Annotated in this window: 15 protein-coding genes and 1 pseudogene; 9 read left to right on the top strand and 7 right to left on the bottom strand. The window is 64.0% G+C overall.

Going from position 1 to position 12,953, the window contains the following annotated elements:
* Positions 1-48: 48 nt before the first annotated feature.
* The gene (locus Q8R61_RS10355; protein ID WP_305536899.1) at positions 49-1,431 is read right to left on the bottom strand and encodes a ribulose-bisphosphate carboxylase; all 1,383 of its coding nucleotides are present in this window, start codon (positions 1,429-1,431) and stop codon (positions 49-51) included.
* A gap of 153 nt (positions 1,432-1,584) precedes the next feature.
* Here Q8R61_RS10355 and Q8R61_RS10350 point away from each other — a divergent pair, with 153 nt between their 5' ends.
* The 5 genes from Q8R61_RS10350 (at position 1,585) to Q8R61_RS10330 (ending at position 5,239) form a co-directional block, all read left to right on the top strand.
* The gene (locus tag Q8R61_RS10350; RefSeq protein WP_305536897.1) at positions 1,585-2,490 is read left to right on the top strand and encodes a LysR family transcriptional regulator; all 906 of its coding nucleotides are present in this window, start codon (positions 1,585-1,587) and stop codon (positions 2,488-2,490) included.
* A 149-nt stretch (positions 2,491-2,639) separates the two neighbouring features.
* Positions 2,640-3,977, top strand: coding sequence for a chromate efflux transporter (gene chrA, locus Q8R61_RS10345; protein ID WP_305536895.1), 1,338 nt, complete (start codon positions 2,640-2,642; stop codon positions 3,975-3,977).
* A 9-nt stretch (positions 3,978-3,986) separates the two neighbouring features.
* Positions 3,987-4,361 carry a rhodanese-like domain-containing protein gene (locus Q8R61_RS10340; RefSeq protein ID WP_305536893.1) on the top strand — a complete coding sequence of 125 codons (375 nt, stop codon included), beginning with the start codon at positions 3,987-3,989 and terminating at the stop codon, positions 4,359-4,361.
* Positions 4,358-4,813, top strand: coding sequence for a chromate resistance protein ChrB domain-containing protein (locus tag Q8R61_RS10335; RefSeq protein ID WP_305536891.1), 456 nt, complete (start codon positions 4,358-4,360; stop codon positions 4,811-4,813). The genes Q8R61_RS10340 and Q8R61_RS10335 overlap by 4 nt, the downstream gene beginning before the upstream one ends.
* A gap of 93 nt (positions 4,814-4,906) precedes the next feature.
* Entirely contained in the window at positions 4,907-5,239 is a 333-nt protein-coding gene (locus Q8R61_RS10330; RefSeq protein ID WP_305536889.1) for a TusE/DsrC/DsvC family sulfur relay protein, read from the top strand.
* A 66-nt stretch (positions 5,240-5,305) separates the two neighbouring features.
* Here Q8R61_RS10330 and Q8R61_RS10325 read toward each other — a convergent pair whose 3' ends face one another.
* Positions 5,306-5,776, bottom strand: coding sequence for a cupin domain-containing protein (locus Q8R61_RS10325; protein ID WP_305536887.1), 471 nt, complete (start codon positions 5,774-5,776; stop codon positions 5,306-5,308).
* A 102-nt stretch (positions 5,777-5,878) separates the two neighbouring features.
* Complete coding sequence (locus Q8R61_RS10320) at positions 5,879-6,226, bottom strand: DMT family protein (protein ID WP_305536885.1); 348 nt, start codon at positions 6,224-6,226, stop codon at positions 5,879-5,881.
* Between the two features lie 81 nt (positions 6,227-6,307).
* On the opposite strand from Q8R61_RS10320, the gene purE reads away from it, so the two are divergent.
* From purE to Q8R61_RS10305, 3 genes are all read left to right on the top strand, one after another.
* Positions 6,308-6,802 carry a 5-(carboxyamino)imidazole ribonucleotide mutase gene (gene purE, locus Q8R61_RS10315; RefSeq protein WP_305536883.1) on the top strand — a complete coding sequence of 165 codons (495 nt, stop codon included), beginning with the start codon at positions 6,308-6,310 and terminating at the stop codon, positions 6,800-6,802.
* A complete protein-coding gene (locus tag Q8R61_RS10310) occupies positions 6,792-7,928 on the top strand; it encodes a 5-(carboxyamino)imidazole ribonucleotide synthase (protein WP_305536881.1) in 1,137 nt (378 codons plus the stop codon). Before purE ends, Q8R61_RS10310 begins: the two co-directional genes overlap by 11 nt.
* Positions 7,929-8,022: 94 nt before the next feature.
* Positions 8,023-8,385, top strand: a complete 363-nt coding sequence (locus tag Q8R61_RS10305) for a DUF192 domain-containing protein (protein ID WP_305536879.1) — start codon at positions 8,023-8,025, stop codon at positions 8,383-8,385.
* A gap of 9 nt (positions 8,386-8,394) precedes the next feature.
* Here Q8R61_RS10305 and Q8R61_RS10300 read toward each other — a convergent pair whose 3' ends face one another.
* The 4 genes from Q8R61_RS10300 to purM all read right to left on the bottom strand — a co-directional run bounded on the left by Q8R61_RS10300 (position 8,395) and on the right by purM (position 11,883).
* Positions 8,395-9,384 carry a DUF3108 domain-containing protein gene (locus Q8R61_RS10300; protein ID WP_305536877.1) on the bottom strand — a complete coding sequence of 330 codons (990 nt, stop codon included), beginning with the start codon at positions 9,382-9,384 and terminating at the stop codon, positions 8,395-8,397.
* 16 nt (positions 9,385-9,400) lie between these two features.
* Positions 9,401-10,099 (bottom strand): DUF3108 domain-containing protein, encoded by a 699-nt coding sequence (locus Q8R61_RS10295; protein ID WP_305536875.1) that lies wholly within the window; start codon positions 10,097-10,099, stop codon positions 9,401-9,403.
* Positions 10,100-10,101: 2 nt separating this feature from the next.
* A complete protein-coding gene (gene purN, locus Q8R61_RS10290; RefSeq protein ID WP_305536873.1) occupies positions 10,102-10,734 on the bottom strand; it encodes a phosphoribosylglycinamide formyltransferase in 633 nt (210 codons plus the stop codon).
* A gap of 120 nt (positions 10,735-10,854) precedes the next feature.
* On the bottom strand, positions 10,855-11,883 hold the full coding sequence (gene purM, locus Q8R61_RS10285; RefSeq protein ID WP_305536871.1) for a phosphoribosylformylglycinamidine cyclo-ligase: 1,029 nt from the start codon (positions 11,881-11,883) through the stop codon (positions 10,855-10,857).
* Here purM and Q8R61_RS10280 point away from each other — a divergent pair.
* Positions 11,873-12,925 (top strand): annotated as a pseudogene (locus Q8R61_RS10280) (AI-2E family transporter); the annotation flags it as partial. The gene purM and the pseudogene Q8R61_RS10280 sit on opposite strands and share 11 nt — an antisense overlap.
* Positions 12,926-12,953: the final 28 nt, after the last annotated feature.

Genomic DNA, 12,953 nt, shown 5'->3' with positions numbered 1-12,953 from the left:
CGCCTCAACTGCCCCACAAGGGGACGATATGCTTCGTCCTCCGCGTACTTACTTGTGCACGCCCAGCTTTTCACGCCAGCCGGGGAAAATCTTGTCGGCGTCGCCGGGGAAGGACTCGAACGCGCGGGCGAACTCCTTGTGCTCTTTCGCGTATTCGATCGGGTCTGCGCCCGACTTCCAGCACTCGTACGACTGGCGCAGCGAGATCGCGCCGGCCGCCGGGCTGTCGATGTGGCCGTAGGAGCCGCCGCCGGAGGTGTTGATGACGTTGCCGTGACCCAGGTTCTCGAAGAAGCCGGGCAGACGCAGTGCGTTCATGCCGCCGGAGATGATCGGGGTGGTGGGCTTCATGCCGTACCACTTCTGGAAGTAGACCGGGCCCTGGCACTCGTCGCGCTCGATCATGTAGGCGATGTTCTTGTCGCTGTTCTCGCCTTCCATCTTGCCGTAGCCCATGGTGCCGACGTGGATGCCCGACGCTCCCTGCAGACGCGAGATCTTCGACAGCACGAAGGCGGTGTAGCCGCGCTTGGCGGACGGCGAGGTGATCATGCCGTGGCCGGCACGGTGGTAGTGCAGGTACTGGTTGGGGTACTGACGGCGGGCGGTGGTGATCATGCCGGGGCCGCCGACGAAACCGTCGACCAGGAACGCGACTTTGTCCGCATCGGGGCCGAAGGCTTCCAGGATGAAGTCGGCGCGGGCGCACATTTCATAGTGGTCGTCGGCCGTGATGTTGGCGGAGAACAGCTTGGCCTGGCCGGTTTCGTCCTGGGCGCGCTTCATCGCGTCGTACACCAGCGGGTAGACCTTCTTGGCCGGGCAGAACACCTGGTTGCCCTGGGGTTCGTCGTTCTTGATGAAGTCGCCGCCCAGCCAGAACTGGTAGGCCGCCGCCGCGAACGGCTCGGGACGCAGTCCCAGCTTCGGCTTGATGATGGTGCCGGCGATATAGCCGCCGTTGACGACCGGGCGGCCGAGGATGCGCCACATGTCGGAAATGTCCTTGGACGGGCCGTCAAACAGCTGGATCGCGCGCTCGGGCATGTAGAAGTCGTGGATCTTGGCGTGCTCGATGTCGCCCATGCCCTGGTTGTTGCCGATCACCAGCGTCAGGAAGGAGACGATCATCATGCGGCCGTCGGTGATGTTGCGGTCGAACAGCTCGATCGGGTAAGCGATCCGCATGTCTTCGGTGGCTTCGTCGATGTAATAGACCAGCGCGTCGACGCCTTTGGTGAAGTCGTCGGTGGTCGAGACTTCAACGTTGGTGCCGGTCGACGACTCGGCGGCGAAGTGGGCCGCACACGACAGGTAACTGCCGAAACCGGGCTTCGGCTTCATCTTGTAGGCGACGAGGATGTGCTTGCCGCCCTTGATCAGGTCTTCTTCCTTGAGGGAAAGGTCGGCGTAACGTGCGGATTGGTCCATAGATTGGCTCCTGCGGGTGATTAATACAGCCCAGGAGCCCTGCCCCTGAACACGACAGGGGCGGACTATACGGACGGGTTTATATAATTAATATTCAATTATTATGATAAAAACCATATCAATAGACTTATACATGGACAAACACGCCCACGCATGCGCCGTCTGACGCTCCGCCAATTCCGGGTTTTTGAGGCCGTCGCCCGTCATCTTTCTTTTTCGCGGGCGGCGGAAGAGCTGCACCTCTCCCAGCCTGCCGTCTCGATGCAGGTCAAGGGAATCGAAAAGATTCTCGGCCTGCCGCTCACCGAACAACTGGGCAAGAAGATCTTTCTCACCGAGGCGGGGCGCGAGGTGCTGCACGCCAGCCGGACCATCACCGCGCGGCTCGACGACCTGCAGGCCAACCTCGCGCAGCTGCAGGGCATCAACAGCGGCCGTCTCAATCTCGCCGTGACCTCGACCGTGAACGCCGTTGCCACCAATATCCTGGTGCGTTTCCGCGGGCGGCATCCGGGGGTCTCGATCCACCTGGGCGTGGCCAACCGCGAGTCGGTGCTTGAGCAGCTCACCGCCAATCGCATCGATCTCGCCATCATGGGCCAGGTACCGGACGGGCTGGAACTGGAGGCCACCCGCATCCTGGACAACCCGCTGGTGGCCATTGCGCCGCCCGATCACCCTTTCGTGCGAGCGAAAAAACTGTCGCTGCGCGAGCTCGCCTCCGAGCCCTTTCTGGTGCGGGAAGCCGGCTCCGGCACGCGCGCCGTAATGACGCGCTTTTTTGCGGAAAAAGGGCTGGAGCTGCGATCGAGCATGGAAATGAGCAGCAACGAAGCGATCAAGCTGGCGGTGCAGGCCGGGCTGGGACTGGGCATCCTGTCGCTGCAGACGCTGGAAATGGAACTGGCGCAAAAGCGGCTGGCCGTGCTGAACGTCGAAGGTTTCCCCATCATGCGCCACTGGTATGTCGTTCATCGTGCCGACAAGCGGCTGTCGCCGGCGGCGCAGGCATTCAAGGATTTCGTGCTGGGTTCGGCGGCAGTCGCAGCACCCGCCTGATCCGCCAGCGGGCCGCGGCTTGGCGGATCGCGTCCGCTGCTCTAGAATCGCGCCAGTCGGGGTACCAGCCCCCGGCGTCTGGATGTCCCATCCGCAAGACGGTGTCCCGTCCAAGTCTGGTTTCATCCTTATTACTTGGAGCATCATCCTTGGACACCGTACCCACCACTGCACCCGCGCGCCCCACCCTGGGCGAAGCCTTCAAATACTGGCTCAAGCTCGGCTTCATCAGCTTCGGCGGCCCCGCCGGGCAGATTTCGATGATGCACCAGGAGCTGGTGGAAAAACGCCGCTGGATTTCCGAACACCGCTACCTGCATGCGCTCAACTACTGCATGCTGCTGCCCGGCCCGGAGGCGACCCAGCTGGCGATCTACATCAGCTGGCTGATGCACGGGATTCGCGGCGGCATCATCGCCGGCGTGCTGTTTTTCCTACCGTCCTTTCTGCTGCTGTCGCTGCTGGCGGGGCTGTATCTCGCCTACGGCAACCTGCCGTGGGTGCAGGGCCTGTTCTACGGCATCAAGCCAGCGGTGGTGGCGATCGTGCTGTTCGCAGCGTGGCGCATCGGCAGCCGGGCGCTGAAGAACGCGGTACTGTGGACGATAGCGGCGCTCGCTTTCACCGGCATTTTCTTTTTCGACATTGCGTTTCCGTGGATCGTGCTGGCCGCGGGACTGATCGGCGCGATCGGCGGCAAGCTCGCGCCGCACAAGTTCAAGGCAGGCGGCGGCCACGGCGCCAGCGCGAAGGAATACGGCCCGGCGATCATCGATGACGACACTCCGCCGCCGGACCATGCGCGCTTTTCCTGGCGCAAGCTGGCGTGGAAGCTTGCTGCCTTCGTACTGATCTGGCTGGGGGCGATGGCGGCAATCTATGGCGCGCCGGATCTCTTCCACATGGGCGATTTCTTCACCAAGGCGGCCTTCCTCACCATCGGCGGCGCCTATGCGGTGCTGCCCTACGTCTACCAGGGCGGCGTTGAGCACTACCAGTGGCTGACCGGTCCGCAAATGATGGACGGCCTGGCGCTGGGCGAGGCCACGCCGGGGCCGCTGATCATGATCGTCACCTGGGTCGGCTATCTGGGTGGCGTGGCCAAGGGTGTGTTCGACAACCCGATTCTGGCTGGACTCGCGGGCGCGGCGGTGGCGACCTTCTTCACCTTCCTGCCGTCCTTTCTGTTCGTTCTGGTCGGGGGCCCGCTGATCGAAGCCACGCGCGGCGAAATCCGCTTCACTGCGCCGCTGACCGGCATCACCGCAGCGGTGGTCGGTGTGATCCTCAACCTCGCCGCCTTCTTCGCCTGGCACACCTTCTGGCCGCAAGGCACCGCCGACGCACCCTTCGCCGGGGTGTTCGACGTGTTCCCCGTCGTCGTGGCGATTGCCGCCTTTATTGCGCTGTGGAAATACAAGGCCGACATCATGCAGGTGATCGGCGTCTGCGCCCTCATCGGGCTGGTTTATTCATTCTTCATCTAAGGACACATCATGGAATCCGGTACCCAACCCCTCAAGCGCTGCGGCTGCGGCACACCCACCGAAAAATGTCCGGACCTGCCGCGCACGATCGCGCCCGCGGAGGTGAATCCAGACGCCACGCTGGTGTTCGACGTACGGCGCGAAGCCGATTACGCCACGTCCGATGAAATCATTCCCGGCGCGATGTGGAAAAACCCGGACAAGATCGACGTCTGGATCGGCGCGCTGCCGCTCACGCTCGACGTGGTGATCTACTGCGTGCGCGGCGGATCGGTCTCGAACAGCGTGGTCGACCGCCTGCAGGCCGCGGGCGTGAAGGCGCGCTACATCGAGGGCGGCCTGGAGGCGTACAAAGCGGCGGGCGGCAAGGTTGCGAAGAAATGAAATGGGTCACGCGCGCGCGGCCGAAGATCGACCGCATCGCCTGCCCCTGGCTGGTCGCGCGCTTCATCGATCCGGCGGCCGAGTTTCTCTACGTGCCCGCTGACCAAGTGCTGAAGGTGGCGGCAGAAACCGGCGCGACGCCTTACGACATCCCGGGCGTGGATTACGGCCACGTCGGCGAGCTGTGCAGCTTTGATGCCTTTTTGCGCCTGCACCGACTGGGCGATCCGGCCTTGCAGCAGCTCGCTGTCATCGTACGCGGGGCCGACACCGGACGGCTCGACCTGGCTCCGCAATGCCCCGGCTTACTGGCGCAATCGCTGGGCCTGTCGGCCCTGTTCCCGGAGGATCACGTGATGCTGCAGCACGGCAGGGTGATGTATGACGCCTACTACGCCTGGCTCAAACAGGCCCAGGGCGAGCCCCATGCCTGGAAACCGGCCGCCGCCTGAGACCCCACCTACCCATCGGGAGTGGTTGACTAAATTACTTGGTTATTCTATGGTTCGGCATTGCAATTTTTTACTGAACACAAGGACGGCATCATGGAACGCGAAATCAACGGCAAAATGGTCGAGACCGACCCCGAAGGCTATCTGGTCAACCTGGAAGACTGGTCTGAGGAGCTGGCTGTCGAGCTAGCCAAGGAAGACAATCTGGAACTCGGCGACGACCACTGGAAGATCATCCACTTCATGCGCGACCAGTTCGCCGCGAACGGCACTGCGCCCAACCTGCGTTTCCTGCAGAAGGGGCTGAAAGAAGAGTTCGGCGCCGAATGGGGCGAGAAGAAATTCCTGTTCGACCTGTTCCCGTTCGGTCCCGCCAAGCAGGCCGGCCGCTACGCCGGCACCCCGAAGCCGACTGGTTGCGTGTGACGCTGCCTGCTTCGACAAAAGCCCCGCCGATGCGGGGCTTTTTTTCGGGCGGTGGCGGGCTGTTCGCTAGTTCGCCGGCGGCTCGCCCGCCACTGCATCCACCGGCGATTCGAACGCGATAAAAAGCACGCAGGGACCGGATTTTCTGCAGCTTGCCTTGTGCGGCAGCCGGGCCGGGCCGTAGGCGTAGGTACCCGGCTTCATGACCGCGGTCGGGTGTCCGTCATAGGTCACGTGGAGTTCGCCGGAGACCAGCACCATGCGCTCGGCCGAGGTGTGCCAGTGGCGCGGAATCTCCGCATTAGCGGGCACCTTGAAGAAAACGTCGGCATTGTTTTTGGCAGGATCGCCATGCAGCACTGCTATCTGGCAACCTTGGGGCATGAAGTCAGGGCAGCCGCCCCACTGGAGCGCAGTATCGCCCGCCGTGCGTGTCAGGGGCGCATCCTGCGCCCATGCCGCGGCAAACGGTCCTGCCAGCAGTAGCGACAAGGCTGCGTTGATCGCTACGTGACGCATTCCGGTTGGCTTGCTCATTACGTTTCCTCCCTTGGATTCGAGACGGACAGCCGGGCGGCCGCCAGGCAGCTACAACCTTAGACGAGATTCGCCCGCGTGGCAGGATTCCGCCCGCCGGACTTATTGCGTGCCGCGGAACATGAAGTACACCGCGCCCACCAGGCACAGCGCGGCCCACAGAAAATCCCATTTGAGTTCGGCTCGCATGTAGAAGATCGCGAAGGGCACGAACACCGACAACGTAATCACCTCCTGCAGAATTTTCAGCTGCGGCAGGCTCATGACGGTATAGCCGATGCGGTTGGCCGGCACCTGAAGCAGATATTCGAACAGCGCGATGCCCCAGCTCACCAGCGCTGCGATGATCCACGGCTTGTCCGCCAGGTTCTTCAAATGCGCATACCAGGCGAACGTCATGAAGACGTTGGATGCGGTGAGCAGCAACACGGTTTGCAGGGTGGCGGGCATGGCATCGATCCGAAATGGCGACGCGCGAATTGTAGGAGCCTCTCGCGGTAAAATGCCGCTTTTCTTCGACGAGTCAGACCTATGAATGCGCCTCTGGTCGGTGTGGTGATGGGCTCTTCCAGCGACTGGGAGGTAATGAAGCACGCGGCGATGCTGCTGAAACAACTGGGCATCCACTTCGAGACCAAGGTGGTGTCGGCGCACCGCACGCCGGATCTGCTGTACGAATACGCGGCCAGTGCGGAAGCGCGCGGACTGAAGGCCATCATCGCCGGCGCCGGCGGCGCCGCCCACCTGCCGGGCATGCTGGCAGCCAAGACCATCGTGCCGGTGCTGGGCGTGCCGGTACCGTCGAAATATCTGAAGGGCATGGATTCGCTGCTCTCGATCGTGCAGATGCCGAAGGGCATCCCGGTCGCCACGTTCGCGATCGGCGAGGCCGGCGCGGCTAACGCGGCGCTGTTTGCGGCGGCGCTGATTGCGCGTTACGACGCCGGCCTAGCCCAGCAACTCAACGACTTCCGCCGCGGCCAGTCGGATTCGGTGATGGCGATGGACCTGCCCGATGCCGAGTAAGTCGCTGCCCGTTTTGCCCGGGGCAACCCTGGGGATTCTCGGCGGCGGCCAGCTCGGCCGCATGTTCACGATCGCCGCGCGCACCATGGGCTACAAGGTGATGGTGCTCGACCCCGATTTTTCCAGTCCCGCTGGCCTGATGGCCGACGTCCACCTGCAGGCCGACTACACCGACGCCGACGCGTTGCGGCAACTCGGCGAACGCTGCGACGCCGTCACCACCGAATTCGAGAACGTGCCGGCCGCCAGCCTGATCGCCCTGGCCGGCTGGTGCCGCGTTTCGCCCGGCGCCGACGCCGTCGCCATCGTGCAGGACCGCAGCCACGAGAAATCCTGGCTCGCCGACAACAGTTTCGCCACCGCGCCGTTTGCGCTGGTCAACAACGAGGCCGACCTCGATACCGCACTGGCGAAGACTGGCACGCCGGCATTGCTGAAGGTGTCGCGCTTCGGCTACGACGGCAAGGGTCAGGCGCGTGTCGCCACCCTCGATGAAGCGCGCGCTGCCTTCCGCGAATTCGACAGCCAGCCCTGTGTGCTTGAAGGCTTTGTCACGCTGGAGCGCGAGGTGTCGGTGGTGCTGGCACGCAGCGACGACGGCGCATGCGCGCTGTTTCCGGTGGCCGAGAACCGTCACGAAAGCGGCATTCTCGATGTCTCCATCGCACCTGCCCGCGTGTCTGACAGTCTGGCGCAGCAGGCGCGCAACATGGCGCGCGACATCGCCAACAAGCTCGGCTATGTCGGCGTGATGGCGGTCGAATTCTTCATCGCAGGTGACCAGCTGATGGTCAACGAAATCGCGCCGCGTCCGCACAACTCCGGCCACTACACGCTCGACGCCTGCGTCACCGACCAGTTCGAGCAGCAGGTGCGCGTGCTCGCCGGCCTGCCGCTGGGCGACACCCGCCTGCTGTCACCAGTGGCCATGGTCAACATTCTTGGCGACCGCTGGCACAACGGTGGGCCGCACTGGGACACGCTGCTCGCGCACCCGAACATCAAGTTGCATCTCTATGGCAAGGAAGCCGCGCGACCGGGCCGCAAGATGGGCCATTTCAACGTGCTCGATGCCGATCTGGACGCCGCGCTGCAGCTGGCCGAGCAGATGCGTCATGCACTTTAGTGCATCAAATATAAGGCGGCGCTTTAACGCATTTCATACAAGCGTTTTCACCTGGGCACTGTTCCTGTTGTGCGGCGCGGTCAGCGCCGCCGGCATGGCGCCCCTGCTCCCGCTGCATATCGGCCCGCATGCCTTCCAGGTCGAACTGGCCGCCACGCCTGAACAGCGTCAGCGCGGCCTGATGGGCCGCACCCACCTTGCCGCCGATGGCGGCATGCTGTTTGTGTTCGGCCAGCCCGACCGTCATTGCTTCTGGATGAAAGACACGCCGCTGCCGCTGTCGATTGCCTTCATCGATTCGGTGGGCCGCGTCGTCAGCCTCGCCGACATGCAGCCGCGCAGCGAGACCCTGCACTGCCCTCCCGCCGATATTCGCTATGCGCTGGAAGTGAAACAGGGCACCTTCCGTCAGCGCGGCATTGCGCCGGGCGCACGCGTGGACGGCCTGCCGCGCTAGAGTCAACGTCTAGGGCGCAATCGACTGCACCCTGAGTTCCACCTCATTGCCCTTGTCATCGCTGCGCAGCACTCGCACCGGCAGGTAATGCCGATCGATCGCCAGCCAGATTTCAAAACGGCCGTCGCCGTCGAGCTGGCGCACCAGATGCAGCGTGCGCAGCGTACCCAGTGCGGTTTCCAGCATGTCCTCGCCGCGCACGGTGTAGACGTAGTTGCGCAGCTTGCGGCCGTTGAATACGGTGTACGCCAGCTCGGTCTCGGTCGGCGGCGCAGTCAGCGCAAACTGGAAAAACAGACTGAGCGCATCCTGCGGATCGTCCCCGGTCGTGTCGAAATGACGCGGTGGTCCGCTGGCCGGCGTCAGCGTGTAGCGACTGTGGGCTGCATCGAAACGGGCGCTGCTGCGGCGGTCGGCGCGCTGGTCCCAGAATTCTTCGGGCTGCAGGCCCTGCGGGGTGATGCGGCCGCGGCTGGTTTGCACAAAACGGCCGCTGTAGAACACACCGACCAGGCCGGTGGCTGCCGCCACGCTGGTCAGGGTGTAATGCGTGCCGTCGCTGACCCACAGCAACGTCTGCTCGCCCGACGCGAAGCCGTAGCGCACCTGGAAGCGCATGTCGATGCGCGGGGGCAGCGCATTCAACACCGGTAGTGGCGCCTCGAGCGCGGTGTCCGCAACGGGCTCGGCAGCGGGTTCTGCGACGGATTCAGGGATCTCGCTGACGGGGTCCGCCGCGATCAGCTCGTCCGTCACGGCCGCTTCGGGAAGGGGCTCGGGTGCCATCGCGGGCAGCGGTTCGCGACGGGGGGGCCGCATCGGCGGTTGCGCAGGCGGGGTTTTCGCTGCGGGCGCCGCGACCAGCCGCCCCTCGATCAACGGTGGCACGGGTGCAGGCGTCCCCGACACCCGGCTCCAGCTCAGCGCACCCAGCAGCAGGCCGACATGCAGCAGCAGCGAGATCGCCAGCGCCAGCCCCCACAGGTGTCTGTCGTGCACGCGCTGCCCGGCCCTTCTAGCCCTTGATGCTGGCGCGCACCAGGCGCTGTTCCAGCGTGACGCCGTCTTCGCTCACCCGAATCTGCACCGGCAGATTGCCGCGCGCCGGCGCCACCCAGACGGTGACGGCCTTGTCGTCGGACTGCTGCGTGATGCGCTGAAACTGCTGCGTGGCCAGCGCGCCCAGCGGCGTCGTCAGCGTGCCACCATCGGTGCGGACATAGCGGTAGTCCTTGAGGTCGCGCCCGCTTACCACCTGCAGGCCGAAGTCGGTGGGCAGGCGAGGCGCGAACATGAACTGATAAAGCTGCGACAACTGATCCTGCGCGCCCGCTTCCAGTCCGTTCATCTGCCACGATTCGCTCTTGTACTGGTAGGCAATGGTGCGCGCTTTCCAGTCGAGGCGTGCGGTTGCCAGCTTGTGCGGCGCATCGCTGCGCGCGTGTTTGAATTGCGCGGGCTGCAGGCCCTGCGGCGTCACGACACCGGCGCTTTCAAGGCGGATGCTGCCCGGCCACAGGGCCTTCAGCGGGCCGGTTGCCCGGGTTTCACTGACGAGCGTGTAGCGATTGCCCTCGCGGGTCAGGGTGTCGGTCACCTGGCCGAGCTTGTGGCCGTTGCGGTAGAGGTCGTAGACGACGCTCACATGCTGCGGAGGGGCGGCCTGGACGGTGGCGGCGAGCAGGCTCAAGGCCAACAGCAGGGTTTTTGACATGATCACGCTCCAGTGGATAACACTGACTGTGACGTCGGATCGTCCTTCAAGTTTACGCAGCCGCGGTTTATTTCCAGTCGCCCTTCGGCAAACCAGCGAATCGCCTGGGGATAGATGCGGTGTTCCTGCATCAGCACGCGGGCTGCCAGCGTGGCAGGGGTGTCGTCCGTGCGCACCGGCACCGCCGCCTGGATGACAATGGGACCGTGATCGAGCTGGGCGGTGACGAAGTGCACCGTGCAGCCATGGACCTTGATGCCTTCCGCGAGCGCGCGCTCATGGGTTTTCAAACCCGGGAACATGGGCAGCAGGGAGGGGTGGATGTTCAGCAGGCGGCCCTCGAAGCGCGCGATGAACGCGGCGCTGAGGATGCGCATGTAGCCCGCCAGCACCACGAGATCGGGTTGATGGCGTTCGATTTCGTCGGCCAGCAGGGTATCGAAAGCTTCGCGATCGGGGTGATCGGTGTGATCGAGCGCGACGGTGTGAAGACCGCGCGCGCGCGCGTAGTCGAGCCCCGCCGCCTGCGGCCGGTTGCTGACGACGGCGACGATGTCGATCGGCAGCTGCGCCTCGACTATCGCCTGAAAATTACTGCCGCGGCCGGATAAAAGAATGACAACGCGAATAGTCATTTAAGCGTTCAAGCCGTCATCGTCAGGCGCGCAGCGCCGTGGCGATCCAGAAAGCTCGGCAGCATGCCTTCTGGATTGCTTCGCTGCACTCGCAATGACGGCATTCGTGGATGAGAACTTCTAGGCGTAAATCACCTGCTCAGCGCCCTCGGGACGCACGACGATTTCGCCGATCTTCCAGACAGTTTCACCGCTGGCCTGCAGATGCGCGATGGCGGCTGCGGCATCGCTGGCCGCCACCACCACACACATGCCGATACCGCAGTTGAAGGTGCGCAGCATTTCGGCCGGCTCGACGTTGCCGACCTGCTGCAGCCAGTCGAACAGCGGCGGCCGCGTCCAGCGGGTTTGATCGACGCGTGCGGCGAGGCCTTCCGGCAAACAACGCGGCAGGTTGCCGGTGATGCCGCCGCCGGTGATGTGCGCCATGCCTTTGACGTCGAGTTTTTCCATCAGCGCCAGCAGCGGCTTGACGTAGATCCGCGTCGGCGCCATCACGGCGTCGGCGAACGGCCGGCCGTGGAAATCGGATTTGAATCCGATATGGCTGAGGTCGATCAGCTTGCGGATCAGCGAATAGCCGTTGGAATGCGCGCCGGAAGACGCCAGCCCCAGCACCACATCGCCCGCCGCGATGGTCTGGCCACCGATGACCTTGGACTTCTCGACCACGCCGACCGCAAAGCCGGCCAGATCGTATTCGCCGTCGGGATACATGCCGGGCATCTCGGCGGTTTCGCCGCCGATCAGCGCACAGCCCGCCTGCTCGCAGCCGGTGGCAATGCCGGTGATCACGGCTTCGGCGGTGTCGATCGAGAGCTTGCCGGTGGCAAAGTAATCGAGGAAGAACAACGGCTCGGCGCCCTGCACCAGGATGTCGTTGACGCTCATCGCGACGAGGTCGATGCCGACGGTGTCGTGGCGATTCAGCTCGAATGCGAGCTTGAGCTTGGTGCCGACACCGTCGGTGCCGGACACCAGCACCGGTTCCTTGAATTTCTTGGAAATCTCGACCAGTGCGCCAAAGCCGCCGATGCCGGTCAGCACTTCGGGGCGCATGGTGCGTTTGGCCAGCGGCTTGATGCGCTCGACCAGGGCATCGCCCGCGTCGATATCGACCCCGGCATCTTTATAGGAAATGGATGACACGCCCGGCTCCAGAATCAAAAAGTGCGGTATTTTACCGCCTATGACGACTCCCCGCCCGTTCAACCTGCCCTGGCTCGCGCTCTCCCTCCTGCTCGTCGCGGGTGGGCTGATTTATCTGCTGGGGCCCATCCTCACCCCCTTCCTCGCCGGCGCCCTGCTGGCCTACATGTTCGATCCGCTGGTCGATCGGCTGGAAACACACGGGTGGTCACGCGTTTTTGGAACCGTTGCGGTGATCGTACTGGCGGGCCTCGCAATTTCTGGCCTGATTCTGATTGCCCTGCCCCTGTTTCAAGGCCAGTTTGCCGAACTGAGCCAGCGCCTTCCGGCCTTCCTCGACCTGCTGCAAACCCGCTTCCTGCCCTGGCTGCAAGAGACCCTGGGCATCACCATCGCCCCCAACCTCGATGCGCTCAAAAGCTGGATGACCGAACAGGCCACTGAAAACAGCGACAGCTGGCTGCCCTCCCTGCAAACCGGTGCGCTTGCCGTCCTGGGCCTGGTGATCAACCTGCTGCTGATTCCGGTGGTGATGTTTTATCTGCTGAAGGACTGGGACGTGATCGTGGCGCGCGTCGCCGCACTGGTGCCGCGCCCCTGGATGGGGACCGCCACCCGCGTCGCACGTTCGATGGACGCGGTGGTCGGCGAATTCATGCGCGGGCAGCTGGCGGTCATGACCCTCCTCGCGCTCTATCACGCCATTGCACTGTGGGTGCTGGGGCTCGACTATGCCCTGCCGATCGGCATTCTCACCGGACTGCTGTCCTTCGTGCCTTTTCTCGGAATCGGGTTGGGCCTGACGCTGGCCTTGCTGGTGGCGCTGCTGCAGTTTGGCGACTTGAACGGGGTGGCCTGGGTGGCAGGGATTTTCATGGTCGGCCAGCTCCTCGAAGGCTACGTGATTACCCCGCGCATCGTCGGTGAACGGGTCGGTCTGCATCCGGTGGCGGTCATCTTCGCGCTGGCCGCATTCGGTCAGTTGTTCGGTTTTGTCGGCGTGCTGCTGGCGGTGCCGCTGGCGGCGGTGCTGCTGGTGGCGCTACGCGAACTGCGCGGCGTGTACGAGA

It is taken from the genome of Thiobacillus sp. (genome assembly GCF_030696885.1).
GTDB lineage: Bacteria > Pseudomonadota > Gammaproteobacteria > Burkholderiales > Thiobacillaceae > Thiobacillus.
The sequence above is the reverse complement of the archived record's forward strand: the minus strand, read 5'-3'. Positions and strand labels throughout refer to the sequence as shown.